10 protein-coding genes are annotated in these 14,490 nt (G+C 64.7%); 5 read left to right on the top strand and 5 right to left on the bottom strand.

Going from position 1 to position 14,490, the window contains the following annotated elements; translation table 11 throughout:
* The first annotated feature begins 4 nt into the window (after positions 1 to 4).
* Genes recC through recD form a run of 3 tightly spaced genes read left to right on the top strand, consistent with a single transcriptional unit; the run spans position 5 to position 9,188 of the window.
* A complete protein-coding gene (gene recC, locus ABDB87_RS17855) occupies positions 5 to 3,484 on the top strand; it encodes an exodeoxyribonuclease V subunit gamma (RefSeq protein WP_345929588.1) in 3,480 nt (1,159 codons plus the stop codon).
* Positions 3,484 to 7,176, top strand: coding sequence for an exodeoxyribonuclease V subunit beta (gene recB / locus ABDB87_RS17860; RefSeq protein WP_345929590.1), 3,693 nt, complete (start codon positions 3,484 to 3,486; stop codon positions 7,174 to 7,176). Before recC ends, recB begins: the two co-directional genes overlap by 1 nt.
* Positions 7,173 to 9,188, top strand: coding sequence for an exodeoxyribonuclease V subunit alpha (recD, locus tag ABDB87_RS17865; RefSeq protein ID WP_345929592.1), 2,016 nt, complete (start codon positions 7,173 to 7,175; stop codon positions 9,186 to 9,188). Before recB ends, recD begins: the two co-directional genes overlap by 4 nt.
* Positions 9,189 to 9,279: 91 nt before the next feature.
* Here recD and ABDB87_RS17870 read toward each other — a convergent pair whose 3' ends face one another.
* The 5 genes from ABDB87_RS17870 to ABDB87_RS17890 form a co-directional block, all read right to left on the bottom strand.
* A complete protein-coding gene (locus ABDB87_RS17870; protein ID WP_345929594.1) occupies positions 9,280 to 9,834 on the bottom strand; it encodes an isochorismatase family protein in 555 nt (184 codons plus the stop codon).
* Positions 9,835 to 10,188: 354 nt separating this feature from the next.
* The gene (locus ABDB87_RS17875; protein ID WP_345929596.1) at positions 10,189 to 10,563 is read right to left on the bottom strand and encodes a DUF4279 domain-containing protein; all 375 of its coding nucleotides are present in this window, start codon (positions 10,561 to 10,563) and stop codon (positions 10,189 to 10,191) included.
* A 214-nt stretch (positions 10,564 to 10,777) separates the two neighbouring features.
* Positions 10,778 to 11,365: a hypothetical protein gene (locus tag ABDB87_RS17880; RefSeq protein WP_345929598.1), complete on the bottom strand. Its 588-nt coding sequence runs from the start codon at positions 11,363 to 11,365 to the stop codon at positions 10,778 to 10,780.
* Positions 11,366 to 11,827: 462 nt separating this feature from the next.
* Positions 11,828 to 12,193, bottom strand: coding sequence for a hypothetical protein (locus ABDB87_RS17885; protein ID WP_345929600.1), 366 nt, complete (start codon positions 12,191 to 12,193; stop codon positions 11,828 to 11,830).
* A gap of 309 nt (positions 12,194 to 12,502) precedes the next feature.
* Positions 12,503 to 12,979 carry a GNAT family N-acetyltransferase gene (locus ABDB87_RS17890; RefSeq protein WP_345929602.1) on the bottom strand — a complete coding sequence of 159 codons (477 nt, stop codon included), beginning with the start codon at positions 12,977 to 12,979 and terminating at the stop codon, positions 12,503 to 12,505.
* 307 nt (positions 12,980 to 13,286) lie between these two features.
* Between ABDB87_RS17890 and ABDB87_RS17895 the strand changes: the two genes are divergently transcribed.
* Complete coding sequence (locus tag ABDB87_RS17895; protein WP_345929604.1) at positions 13,287 to 13,901, top strand: hypothetical protein; 615 nt, start codon at positions 13,287 to 13,289, stop codon at positions 13,899 to 13,901.
* Between the two features lie 144 nt (positions 13,902 to 14,045).
* The gene (locus ABDB87_RS17900) at positions 14,046 to 14,447 is read left to right on the top strand and encodes a GNAT family N-acetyltransferase (RefSeq protein ID WP_345929606.1); all 402 of its coding nucleotides are present in this window, start codon (positions 14,046 to 14,048) and stop codon (positions 14,445 to 14,447) included.
* Positions 14,448 to 14,490: the final 43 nt, after the last annotated feature.

The following is a 14,490-nucleotide window of genomic DNA, read 5'->3' on the forward strand; positions in this document are numbered from 1 at the left end:
TGATTTGTCCGATCGGGAAATCGCCCCCGGCCTCATGATCCTGCATGGCAACCAGCCCGAGCTGCTGCGGCAGCTGGTCGTGCACTGGTTCCGCGCCCATCCGCTGGCACCGCTGGAAGACGAGATCGTGCTGGTGCAGAGCAACGGCATCGCGCAGTGGCTCAAGCAGGCGCTCGCTGCACATGACTCGGGGCGCCCCGAAGGCGGCATCGGTATTGCCGCCGCCTTCGACCTGCAGCTGCCCTCGCGCTTCATGTGGCTCGCCTATCGCGCCGTGCTGGGCGAAGCAGCGGTGCCGGAGGCATCGCCCTTCGACAAGGCCATCCTGCTCTGGCGCCTGATGCGTCTGCTGCCGCGGCTCGCCACCCAGCCCGGCTATGCGCCGCTGGCGCGCTTTCTCGCCACCGATGCCGACCTTCGCAAGCGCTACCAGCTGGCCGGCCGGGTGGCCGACCTCTTCGACCAGTACCAGGTCTATCGCGCCGACTGGCTCGAAGCCTGGGCGGACGGGCAGGATGTCCTGCGTCATGCCGACGGCCGCGAAACCCGGCTGGACGACGAATCCCGCTGGCAGGCGCTGCTCTGGCGCGAACTGCTGGCCGACGCGGGCGGCGCCCGCAGCAGCGGCCGCGCAGCGGTGCACCAGCAGTTTCTGGAAGCTGCCGATGCGCTCGCCCAGCGCCCGCCGCTGCTGCCCCGCCGGGTCACGGTGTTCGGGCTGTCGTCGCTGCCCCGCCAGTCGCTTGAAGTACTGCGCAAGATCGCGCGCTTCACGCAAGTCATCCTCTGCGTGAACAACCCCTGCGAACATTACTGGGCCAATCTCGTCAGCGGGCGCGACGAGGCGCGGCGCCGCTCCGGCCGGCACCGCAGCCGCCCCGGCACGCCCCTCGAGATCGCCCCCGAAGCCCTGCACCTGCACGCCCATCCGCTGCTGGCCGCCTGGGGCAAACAGGGGCGCGACTACATCGCGCTGCTCGACGAGCTGGACGAGCCCGAGCAGTACCGCGGCCACTTCGAACAGGTCGGCGAGCGCATCGATCTTTTCGAGTCGCCCGGCAGTGCGACCCTGCTCCGCCAGCTGCAGGACGACATCCTGCAATCGCGCCCGCTCACCGAATCGCGCGCGCTCGGCCGCAGTCTGGATCCGGCCCGCGACGACTCGATCCGCTTTCACATCGCCCACAGCGCGCAGCGCGAGGTCGAGATCCTGCACGACCAGCTGCTGGCGGCCTTCGATGCCGATCCCACGCTGCGCCCGCGGGACGTGATCGTGATGATGCCGGACATCGACGCCTACGCGCCCCACATCGCGGCCGTATTCGGCCAGATCCCGCAGCAGGACCCGCGCCACATTCCCTTCTCGATTGCCGACCTCGGCTCACAGCGGCAGGCGCCGGTCACCAGCGCGCTGCACTACCTGCTACGCCTCCCTGAAGCACGCTTTGCTGCCAGCGAGATCCTCGACCTGCTCGACGTACCGGCCATCCAGCAGCGACTGGCAATCGAGCCGGCCGACCTGCCGCGCCTGCAGCAGTGGATTGCTCAAAGCGGCATCCGCTGGGGGCTGGATGACGCCCACCGCAAGGGCATCACCGGCAACGCGCAGCTGCAGAACACCTGGCTCGCCGGCCTGCGCGCCATGCTGCTGGGGTACGCGAATGGCATCGACCCGGCGGGCCGTGAAGATCTCTCCTGGCACGACATCGAACCCTTCGGTGAAGTCGCCGGTCTGGACGCCGCCCTGATCGGTCCGCTCGAGCGCCTCGTCGCCCGGCTTGCCCATCTGCTGGAGAGCTTCAGCACGCCGGCCACGCCAGCGCTCTGGGGAGCGCGTCTGAGCGCGCTGCTGCGCGACTTCTTCTCCCCTGCCGCGCCGGAAGACAGTTTCCTGCTGCAGCAGATGCAGACGAGCCTCGAAACCTGGCTCGAGGCCTGCGAAGCGGCGGGAGCCGACGAAGCCCTGCCGCTCGAAATCGTGCGCGAACACTGGCTCGGCCAGCTCGAATCCGGCTCACTCTCGCGCCGTTTCATGGACGGTCGGCTGACCTTCGCCACGCTCATGCCGATGCGGGCGATTCCCTTCCGGCGCGTCTGCCTGCTGGGCATGAACGATGGCGATTACCCGCGCTCGCGGCCCCCGCTGGACTTCGATCTGATGGCACGCGACAGCCGCGCCGGCGACCGCTCGCGGCGCGATGATGACCGCTACCTCTTCCTCGAAGCCCTGCTCGCGGCACGCGAACACCTGCATGTCAGCTGGGTAGGCCGAAGCGCGCAGGACAATCAGGAACGCCCCGCCTCGGTGCTCGTCGGCCAGCTCCGCGACCACCTCGCGGCCGGCTGGCAGCTTGCGGGTCAGCCCGAAGAAGCGCCGCGCCACGCGCTGCTCGACGCGATCACCGTTGAGCACCGCCTGCAGGCTTTCAGCCCGGCCTATTTCGGCACCTCGCCCGCACTCTTCTCGTATGCCCGCGAATGGGAGTTCTCGCCCGAGCTCAAGCGGGAAGCGGGTGACACGGCGCTGCCTCTGCCGGTGCTAGATGCGCCGATCAGCCTCGACACCCTCATCCGCTTTCTCAAGGATCCGGTCAGGCATTTCTTCCGCGAGCGGCTGCGGGTGGATTTCTCCCTCCGCGATCTGGCCAGCGAGGATGATGAGCCCTTCGCGCTCGACGCACTGGAAAGCTGGAGCCTGCAGGACGAACTCATCGCAGCCCGCCTCGACGCCCTTGACCATGGCGATGACGATGCGCGCGCGGCCGAACTCGGGCTCGCCCGCATCCGCCGGCGCGGCGGCCTGGCAATCGGCGCGCTGGGGACCCTGCAGTCAGAGCAGCTGAGCGCGCCTCTGAACGAACTTTTCCAGCGTTACCGTGAAGCGCTGGGCGGAGAAGCGGAGTCGCCCGGTAACACCCTGAACATCCGTGAAGTGTTCGCCACACCCGCAGGCCCGGTCACACTCGCCGGCCAGATACCCCGATGTCATTCCCGGGGCGATGAACGCCTGCGTGTGCTGGTCGCCAACCGCAGCCTGATGGATCGCAAGAAGCCGCGTCGCAGCGCCCTCATCGAAGCCTGGGTCGCGCATCTGGCCTGCCATCTGGATGGCACGCCGACCCGCAGCGTCGTTGTCGGCAAGGATGCGAGTCTGACACTGGCCGCGCTGGGCGCCGATGACGCTCGCATGCTCCTCGAAACCCTGCTGCATGCCTGCATCGAAGGCCTGTGCCGGCCGCTGCCCTTCATGCCGCGCACCGGTTTCGCCTGGCTCGAGGGCGCGAACAAATCCGCCGCTGACGCCGAACAGGCCGCCCGCAAGGCTTACGAAGGAGATGGCTTCAACGGCTACGCCGAGCTGGATGGCAAGCCATGGCTGCGCCGCTGCTATCCTGATTTCGCGTCGCTCTCGGCAAGCGGTGAATTCACCCGATGCTGCGAACGCCTGCTTGGCCCCATCCTGGCCAGCGGGGAGGAATCCTGATGCAGCCCGACATGCAGAAAACACTCGACGCGCTGAGCTTCCCGCTCACCGGCAGCCATCTGATCGAAGCCAGCGCCGGCACCGGCAAGACCTTCACCATCGCCATGCTCTACCTGCGCCTGGTGCTGGGCCACGGCAGTGAGAACGCCTTCCGGGGTGGCGCGCTGACACCACCAGAAATCCTTGTCGTCACCTTTACCGAAGCGGCCACCCGCGAGCTGCGCGATCGCATCCGCGTGCGCCTGACCGAAGCTGCCGAAGCCTTCCGTCGGCCTGAGCGCACACCCGATCCTGCCCTTTGCGCGCTGCGCAGCGATTATCCCGAAGCCGACTGGCCCGCCTGCGCAAGCCGACTGGAACTGGCCGCCGAGTGGATGGACGAAGCGGCCGTGTCCACCATTCACGCCTGGTGCAACCGCATGCTGCGCGAGCATGCCTTCGACAGCCAGAGCCTGTTCTCCCAGGAGCTCGAAACCGACCAGAGCGAGATGCTCGCGCAAACCGTGCGGGACTACTGGCGGCGGCATTTCTATCCGCTCGACCGCGAGCTGCTGATCGCCGTGCTCGAGCACTGGCAGAGTCCGGACGAGCTTGAGAAAGCGGTTCGCCCGCTCCTGCCCCATGTCGACCAACTGCCTGCAGCCGACGCACCGGCGATCGCCCTGCCCCGCCTGCTGGCCGCACGCCGCAAGGCGCTCGGCGCGCTCAAGGCCCCCTGGGCGGCCTGGCTCGATGAGGTGGAGGCCCTGCTGGCTGCCGGGCGCGCGGGCAAGCGTTTCAATGGCAGCAAGCTGCGCAGTGACACCTGTGCAAACTGGCTTGCCGGCATGCGCGAATGGGCGGGCAGCGCAGCGCTCGCCCTGCCCGAGCTCACCGCCGCGCAATGGAATCGCTTCACACCCGAAGGCATTGCCGAGGCCTGGCCCGATGGCACGCCGGCGCACCCTGCGTTCGACGCCTTCGCCGGCCTCAGGGCCGCGATCGATGCGCTGCCCGCTACCGGCCCGACGCTGCTGGCGCATGCTGCACGCAGCGTGAGCGCAGACTTCGCACGGCTGCAGGCGCGCCGCGCACGCATCGGTTTCGACCAGCTCCTCACCGGGCTGGACGCCGCGCTGCAAGGCCCCAACGGCATGCGCCTCGCAGAGGTCATCCGCCAGCAGTTTCCGGTTGCACTGATCGACGAGTTCCAGGATACCGACCCGATCCAGTACCGCATCTTCGATCGCGTCTATGAGGTCGCGGCGGACCGCACGGACAGCGCGCTGATCCTGATCGGTGACCCGAAGCAGGCCATCTACGCCTTTCGCGGTGCCGACATCCACACCTACCTCACCGCGCGCCGCGCAGTGGCCGATCGCCTCTACACGCTGGACACCAACTTCCGCTCGACGCTGGGCATGGTGGCAGCTGCCAACCAGGTCTTCAGCCTGGCGGAATCCCGCGACGCCGGCCCGGCCGCGTTCCGCTTCCGCCACGCCGGTGGCAATGCCGTGCCCTTCTACCCGGTCAGGGCGCGTGGCCGGCCGGAACTCTTCGTGACCGGGGGCCAGGAAGCCGCCGCGCTCACCCTGGCACTGGCGCCGCCGCCCAAGGATGAATGCTGGACCAACAAGGCCGACTTCCTCGCCTGCATGGCCCGCGCCTGCGCACACGAGCTGGCGGAGCTGCTGAGCCAGGCTGCCGAAGGCCGGGCCGGCTTCCGGCATCCGGACACCGGATTCACCCAGCTGCGACCGGGTGATGTCGCCATCCTGGTCAACAACGGTGGCGAGGCCCGGGAGCTACGTCAGGCGCTGGCGCGTCACGGCATCCGTTCGGTCTATCTCTCCGACAAGGACACCGTCTACAGCATGCCGCAGGCGCAGGAGCTGCATTTCTGGCTGCTCGCCTGTGCCAGCCCGGACAACGACCGCGCGCTGCGCGCGGCACTCGCCACACCCTCGCTGGGTCTGGAGTTTGCCGAACTCGAGGCGCTCAACCTCCACGAAGACCGCTGGGAAGCCCGCGTGCTGCAGTTCAAGGCCTACCGCGAACTGTGGCAGAAGCAGGGTGTGCTGCCGATGGTGCACCGGATCCTGAGCGACTTCGGCTGTGCGGCCCGCCTGCTGGCGCCGGACGAGCAGGCGTCGGCCGGCAGCGGCGAGCGCGTGCTCACCGATCTGCTGCATCTGGCCGAGCTGCTGCAGCAGGCGAGTTTTGCGCTGGATGGCGAGCACGCGCTGATCCGCTTTCTCGCCGAGCAGATCGCCGCCCCCGAAGGCGACGCGGAAGGCCGCAAGCTGCGGCTGGAAAGTGACGAAGCGCTGGTCAAGGTCGTCACCATCCACAAGTCCAAGGGCCTGGAATACCCCGTCGTATTCCTGCCCACGCTGCCGCTCTACCGGCCGGTCAAGGCGGGTGACACCCCGTTGCGCTGGCACGATGAGGCGTCGGGCACCCGGATCGTGCTGCAGGCAACTGACGACATTGTCATGAAGGCGGATGAAGAGCGCATCGGCGAGGATGTGCGCAAGACCTATGTCGCGCTCACCCGTGCCCGCCACCACACCTGGCTCGGGCTGGGCGCGCTGTCGCTGCAGAAAGAGGATCTCGCACGGCACGGCAGCGCCATCGGCTACCTGCTGGGTCTCAACGGGCTCGGCCACACGGCGATGAGCGCCGCACTGCAGGCGTTCGTGCAGAACCAGCCGGCCCTCGCGCTGCGCGAGATCGGCCTGCCGGACGCCCCGCTGCGGGTGCCGGCCGAGCCGCGCAGCACGTCGGGCCATGCACGTCGCATGAGTCGGGCGGTGCGCGAGCACTGGTGGGTCAGCTCCTACTCCGCCCTGCGCGTCGAAGGGCATGCGCCGCAGAGCACGCTGGCCGAGGATTCACCCGCGGCGGAAAACCTGCTCGAACCGGAACACCTCCCCGCGCCGCGGCTGGGCGCGCCGCGGCCGGACCGCCCGGTTCACCGCTTTTTCAAGGGTGCGGAGGCCGGCACCTTCCTGCACGAAATCATGGAATGGGCCACGCAGCAGGGTTTTGCCAGCGCACTCGCCAATCCGGAAGCCCTGCGCGACACGCTCGCGCGCCGCTGCCGGCTGCGCGGCTGGGAGGCCTGGGTCGAGCCCCTCACCGACTGGACGCTTTGCCTGCTCGACACGCCGCTGCAGCTTGGCCCCCAAGGCCCGCAACTGCGCCTTGCCAGCCTGCCACGCGCCCGCGCCGAAATGGAATTCTGGTTCGAAGCCAGCCATGTGCCACTCGCCACGCTGGATGAGCTCATCATTCAGGCAACACTCGGCAGCGCACCGCGCCCCCGTCTGCTGCCCGACCAGCTCAACGGCATGCTGAAAGGCTTCATGGATCTGGTGTTCGAGCATGAGGGCCGCTACTACGTGGCCGACTACAAGTCGAACTGGCTCGGCCCGACCGATGCCGACTACACGCCCGAAGCCATGCACGCCGCCATCCGCTCGCACCGCTACGACCTGCAATACGTGATCTATCTCTTCGCCCTGCACCGCCTGCTGCGCAGCCGCCTGCCCGACTACGACTACGAGCGCCACATCGGCGGCGCGGTCTACCTCTTCCTGCGCGGCATCCATGCCGACAGCGCCGGCGTGCATTTCGAGCGCCCGCCTGCCACGCTGATGGACCAGCTCGACGCGCTCTTCACCGGCGAATCCGCAGGAGCGCACGCATGAACACCTGCCTTCACGACACCGCCGCACTCATGGCGCTGCTTGAGGACTGGGTCGGCCTGGGCTGGCTGCGCGAACTCGATTTCGCCTTCGCCCGCTTCCTCGACCGCGAAGTACCGGGCACGCCAGCCCCGGTGCTGCTCGCCGCAACACTCGCCAGCCATCAGCTCGGGCGCGGCCATGTCTGCCTTGATCTGGACGACACCCTGGCCGACCCCGGCATGGCGCTCTCCCTGCCGCCGGATGAAGACGAGCTTCCCGACGGCGCACAGGCCCTCACGCCGGGCGCCCTGCTCAGCGGGCTCGGCGCGGCGGACTGGGCCGCGATCCTGGCCGGCGCGCGCGTCGTCGGCCGTGACGACGAGCCGGAAAACCGGCCACTGGTGCTTGTCGGCCATCGCCTCTACCTGCGTCGCTACCGCCGCTGCGAGCAGGCCATCGAGCGCCGGCTGCAGCACCTGATGGCGCAGCCCGCTCTCACCGCCGGGCCAGCCCTCAAACCCCTGCTCGACGAACTCTTTCCCGATCAGGATCCGGCCCGGCCGGACTGGCAGAAGATCGCCTGTGCATTGGCGGCGGGTGCAGCCTTCAGCCTGATCACCGGCGGCCCGGGTACGGGCAAGACCACCACCGTGGTCCGCCTGCTGGCGCTCCTCCAGGGCGAGGCGCTGCAGACAGGCAGGCCGCCCTTGCAGATCCGGCTCGCGGCCCCGACAGGCAAGGCCGCTGCACGCCTCAAGGAATCCATCGGCCGAGCGATCAGCGGCCTGCCCGGGCGCATCCTGAACAATGTCGAATGGCTGGCGAGCATTCCAACCGAAGTGGCCACGCTGCACCGCCTGCTGGGCTCGCGGCCCGACACCCGCCTCTTCCGCCACAACGCGCGCAATCCGCTGCCGCTGGATGTGCTGGTCGTCGACGAAGGCTCGATGGTGGACCTGGAAATGATGGCCACACTGCTCGAGGCCCTGCCGCCGCACGCCCGCTTCTTCCTGCTGGGCGACAAGGATCAGCTGGCCTCGGTGGAGGCCGGCTCCGTGCTGGGCGATCTGTGCCGTCGCGCCGAGGCCGGTCACTACACGGCGGCCACCCTGGCTCGCATCCGGGCGCTCACCGGCACGATGCCCGACACCACGCTGCAGGATGCCGACGGCATCGAGCTGGACCAGCACGTCGTCATGCTGCGCGAAAGCCGCCGCTTTATCGCCGGCAGCGGCATCGGCCGCCTGGCGGCTGCAGTAAACCGGGGAGAGCTCGCCACGCTTCGCGCGCTCTGGCAGGAGGCGCCCGACGACCTCCGCCGCATCGGGCTGAGCGATCTTGAGGATCCGCGCTTCGAGGCCCTGATCCTGGGCTCCACCCGTACGGAATCAGACTGGCCGGGCCATGCAGGCTATCTTCGCCGGATCCGCAGCGGAACGCCGCCTGCTGACGCGCCGCAAGCGGACATCGATCAATGGGCTGCCGGTGTGCTGGCGGCACACGGCCGCTTCCAGCTGCTCTGCGCGCTGCGCAAAGGTCCGTGGGGCGTCACCGGCCTCAATGAGCGCATCGAAACCCTGGCGCGTCAGCGTGGCCTGATCCAGGGCAGCGAGCTCTGGTACGCCGGCCGCCCGGTCATCGTGACGCGGAATGACTACAGCCTGGGCCTTATGAATGGCGACATCGGCATCTGCCTGCCCCGCCCCGCCCCACAGGCCGGCGGCAGCCCGGTGCTGCGCGTGGCCTTCCCGCGCGACGACGGCAGTGGCGGCATCCGCTGGGTGCTGCCCAGCCGTCTGCAAGGCATCGAGACCGTGTTCGCGCTGACCGTGCACAAATCCCAGGGCTCGGAGTTCGATCACTGCGCCCTGCTGCTGCCCCCGCGCCCCAACCCCATCCTCACGCGCGAACTGGTCTACACCGGCATCACCCGCGCGCGGCAGCGCTTCACGCTGATCGACACCGGCCGGCAGGACATGCTGATCGATGCCGCCGGCCGCAGCGTGCAGCGCAGCGGCGGGCTGTTCAGCTGAGCACCGGCCTGCCGGCAGGGAAGAACATCACGGTGTCATCCGGATGCGGGCACACGCGCTACGCCTGCGCCCGCAGTCCCGGCGATTCCGTTCAGCCGAAGACCGCCTCCGCCACCGGAACGGCCGCGTTCGTGCGCCCCGGATAGCCCAGCCATTGCATGACGGTGTTCAGATCATCGATGACGACCTGTGCCGGCACGACCCGGCCCGGGGCGAGCGCCAGATCCTTCGTGGTGTGCGCATCACTCAGCAGCGTGAGATCAAAGCCGCGTTCCAGCGCGCCGTAAGCTGTCGCACGGATGCACCAGTTGGTCGCCGCGCCGGCGAGGAACAGACGCGATACGCCGAGTCGATCGAGTTCAGCCAGGAGTGCCGTGTCTTCGAAAGACGAGTTGAAATGCTTGTGGATCCACAACTCACCGGGCGTGGCCTGAAGCTCCGGCACCCACTTCCAGTCAACGGAGTCGCGCGGCAGATCGTCGTCCTCATGCTGCACCCAGATGACCGGCACTCCCGCCGCTCTCGCACGCTCAACCGCCCGGGCAATGTTCGCCACGATGCGGTCCCGATCCCATGCCGTCGCGACCACGCCTGCCTGCACGTCAACTACCACCAGCGCTGCGTTTGTTCCGGAACGTGTTGCCATCGATTCATTGCTCCCTTGAAAAATTACTTGCTGCCCGCGCCCCCGGCGGCGCTGCCCTTTTCGGGCGGCGAGAAGATACCGGCCCGGACTGGATGGACTGAACCCGGCAGCTTCGCCGGGCTGAACGTCACCTGCGAAATCTGGAGGTTCGCGAGCACCTGTCTGGCTAACTTGATCACCGCGCTGACGGAGTCTGCGCACCCCGCTGATTTAGCTGAGCATCGGCTTTCGACCCGTTGCGGACGGTCAAGAGATTGGAAAGCTGACGCTCAACGTGAAGATGAGGGGCGGCCGGAGCCGAAGGCGGAGGGGACCGCAAGCACCAGCTTGCGGACGTCCCTCTCGATTGCAGGGTTAGACGTCTTTTTCAGGCCCATAGATATCAATTGCCAACTCGATGCCTCGCTCACCTAAAGCTTTGAGCGTTTGTGGGGAGACGGAAACACCTTCATTTCCTTCTTTCATAAACCAGCCACAAAATAAATCTATTTTGAATCGAGATGCCAGATCTCGCCATATTTCTAGATTTGTAGTTAGCTGGCTGAGCAAAAAATCGACCTGGGTATCAGTATTTTCAGGCGCTGATTCATTCGCAATCAATCGCCACACCCCACTGTTTGCCACGTGTGTGCTTTTGGAACCGACTATGAGCTGACCTTTTCGGTGCGCTTTAGTCGCTTCTCCTTGAAGTAGCGCCGATACTTCATCTGGATCGAGATCGTCACCCATGATGCGAAGAGTAGCTACGGATCGTGAAAGATGCGCCATTTGGTGGGTGACGTCTAACGAGGGTGTAGAAAAATCCCCTTCACCGAGATGAGGGGGCGACTTCGGGGGGCGTCAGCCCCTCCCGGAGGGGCGATTGTTCAATACAGCGCGTTTTGAGCGGTCGGTTTTCGTGTTGGTCCATGCTTGAAATTGCAAACCGGTTTTTTCTACTACCTCAGCGTTTGAGATCAGTGGATGCCAGCTTGCTGGCAGTCCCCGGGATTGAATTGTTAGGGCTTCGGAAAAACCCGGGGCGCAACAAACCAACCACGCCGGAAACCAAGAGCAGAACCGCAAGGAGGTCGATTAAAAGACTACCAAGGATATGCTCCCTTTCGAATCGGCTCACTGTGATACTTGCGCCGCGTGCTGATGCGATAGGGCATGCACCACCGCTGGTGATCGTGACGTAGTAGGTACCGTGACCGAGACGAAAGTTGTCCCCGGCTACGAACGTTTGAGTGTTTGCCCAGCCGACCTCGCTCGCAGTACTGATGCTGTCGGCATGCCGAGATATGATTTGATTATCACCATCTTGTACGGTGAAAAGAATATCGCAAGGAAACGACTTTTCGTTCAATCGAAAATTGCCGTCCACTTTCGGCGTTGAAACCTCAATCCGATAGTCGCCGGCAAATCTTACTGGAAGTTCCAAGCGAACTCTTGCACTTGCTGCTAAGGGAAACGGCCTGACATCGATTTTAGGGGCGAATTTACTGAACTCAAGCAACACAGCTGCAATGACAAAACCCAAGAATTGCAAGCGTCTTCTCATGAAAGGCCTAGCGCGGAAGTGAGGGGTCGCCGGAGCGAAGCGCAGGGAACCAAAAGCGCAGCTTTTGGCTATCCCTCTCGACTGCAGAGTTAGCCGAATAGTGTGTCACGGCGCTTTGCATTGACATTCTCCGAGGTTCTTTGCATCGGACAACATGTGCCTCGGATATTTCTGGACCAACTCCGCAGCCATACCAACCGTCTTGCACTGTGCTTCGCATTGCGCAAGCTGTGAGGGCTGCGTGGATCGCCAGTATGCAAATCCGGCAAGCAATGCAATTACAACCCCAAACCCGAGGATCACAGTGGTGCCGGGACTGAGGGATATCTTCATTGGGCTAACGTTGAAAGTAACCTGCTGCCGGAGTTGCGCAGCAACGGAGGGAAACCAAAGCGAAGCTTTGGGCAGTCAGGTTGACTGAAAGGTTAGGCGAGCGGTGATAAATTTTAATTAGTCCCAATGAAGTAACCGTTCGTTACCTGCCTCAATTTCGAGGAATACACTTGAGCGTGGATTGATTTCCGGAAATTCGTGGCCGGGGTCGCAACGAACAATGCAGCCTAGTTCTTTGGCAAGATGCCGCCCCAGCGCTGGGCATGAAGACCAAACACTGCTATTTCGTACCCAGATGCTGAGGAAGCCATCTTCGCTGGGTTGCAGAATCACCGTGATACTCCCGGAGTGAAATGTCAGCCCTACATCCTCGTGGGCACAGCTCTGCTGCAGCGGCCCGAGGCTCTGCGACAGCAGCAGAATGACAGCATTTCCGCTGTCAATCTTTGCATAAACCTCGATATCGAAGGCTTCAGCGTTCATCGCGCCTAACTCGTTAGTAGACGGACCCGAGGGTCCGTCTACGGTTAATAGTGCGGACAGACATAAAACGCGCTAAATGATTGATCAATAAAGAGCAGAATCCCGTCCGATCCGTATACGCGTATCAATATACGGACAGAGAGCGAGGCACGATAGCGCATGAATGCCCGCTTTCCGTGCGTATGTTTGAAGGTCCGTTCTTGGCCGATTGCCGCCAACTGATCACTTCGGCCAGCACGCAGGCATCATAACAACAGCGCCGTGATCACATTGGTTCAGAGGGGGCGATCAAGTTCACCGGATTGCGCATCACTCCGTCTGCGGCCGCAGATCAAGCGTCATGAAGACGCTGTACGGATCAAGGCGGTAGTCGCCAAACGGACCGCATTCCCTGAATCCGACGCTTTCATAGAGCCGGCGCGCCGCATCGAAAGCAGCGGGCGTTCCGGTCTCCAGACTCAGGCGCGTGTAAGCTCGCCGTTTCGCCTCGACCAGGATGTGCTCCAGCACAGCCCGACCCGCCCCCCTGCGCCGAAGCGCGGCAGGTGTGCGCATCGACTTGATCTCGCCGTGCTCGGGCGAGAGCTGCCTGAGCGCGCCACAGCCCAGCAACAAGCCGCCTTCTCGCACCGACCAGAACGTGATGTCCGGCGTTTTCAGCCTCGATACATCCAGCGCATGCACGCTCTCGGGCGGCGAGAGCTCATGCATGTTGCGCAAATGTTCCTCAAGAAGCGCCAGCACATCCGGGCGCGCGGGATCATCCATCTCAATCTGCAGACTCATGCACATCGCTTCCTGTCGGGGGTCGGGGAAACCGGTCGCGCAGCATCATGTCGTGGCTGCGCATGCCGGCGGTATTGCGTGACTTTAACGCTGTTTCAGACGCTTGAGGCGTCTGCATACGCACCTCTGCGCAATCGAAGCGCCGGTCGGCGCGCTGATCATCATGCCGATGCGTTAGAGTCCATGCATGCCGGTCGAACAGCGGGGCCGCCGTTTTCGTGCAGTGCTTCGATACGCGGGAATGGAGGCCGCTTGAACCAGTCTCGCGATGCCGCTCTCCACGGTCTGATACGGGTCATGGCCGATCATGCAGCCCCTCAAACACAAGGACACCACATTGAGCAGTCTCTCGAACTTGCCTCAAGCGCTTCAGGACCGGGTCCGCTCGGAACTCAAATCCGGGGAATCGGTGATGTGGGCGGGACAACCGAACCCGAACAGATTCATGAGGTCCGGTTTCAAGATCTGGTTCTTCTTCATCCCGTGGACGGCTTTCTCACTTTTCTGGATCGCCGGAGCAGCCGGCTTTGAAATGCCGCATTTCGACAGCGGCTGGAGCCTCTTTCCGCTCTTCGGCCTTCCCTTCCTGCTGGTCGGAATCGGTGGCCTGTCCGCCCCCCTGTGGTTGCGCAGACGGGCTCGCTTCACGGTCTACGTCCTCACCAACCGCCGGGCAATTTCAATCGATGGCGCGAAAACGATCACGGTCAAATCCTATCCCGCCTCAGAGATCGCAGGCATCGAACGCGTCGAGCGCCAGGACGGCTCGGGTGACCTGATTCTCAGGACCGAGTACTACCGGGACAGTGACGGCGATCGACAAACGAGACAGCACGGATTCTTCTCCATTGATGAGGTTCGAAGCGTGGAGAACCTTGTCGAAGCGCTTCTGCGCAACAAGCAGGCTCCGTCTCAACACTGAAGTGCGCCTTCCGTTTTTCTCGCGTCAGGCCTCGTCGACAGGCTCAGTTCAAGCCATCCGCCCGTTGCCGGAACGCCGCCGGCCCTGTCTCCACAGCAACGCGAAGCGCAAGCCCGCAATGCATTGGCGCCCACATCGAAGCACATGAAAACCCTCAACACGGCACGCTGCATCCTCGAACCCCTGACGCGGGCTCATGCACCGGAAATGTTCCAGGTACTCAGCGACCCGGCCCTCTACGAATTCGAGAACGCGCCGCCAGAGAGCGAAACCTGGCTTCGCAACCGTTACGAGCGTCTGGAAGCGCGAGGCCCCGCCGACAAGTCAGAGATCTGGCTCAACTGGGTGATCCGGCTTCGCTGCGGCGCGCTTGCCGGCTACGTTCAGGCCACGGTCTTGCCGGATCGCAGCGCTCTCATCGCCTACGAACTCAACAGCCGCTACTGGCGGCAGGGTATCGGCAGTCTGGCGGTCAGTACCGTACTGGACGAACTGCATGCGAACCATGCCATCCCGAGTTCGACAGTTCGTCGCGTAAGTTGTTGATTCGTATATGAGCGAATCTCAAACGTGCCCCTACAAGAAAGTG

The organism is Uliginosibacterium paludis (assembly GCF_039631355.1).
GTDB lineage: Bacteria > Pseudomonadota > Gammaproteobacteria > Burkholderiales > Rhodocyclaceae > Uliginosibacterium > Uliginosibacterium paludis.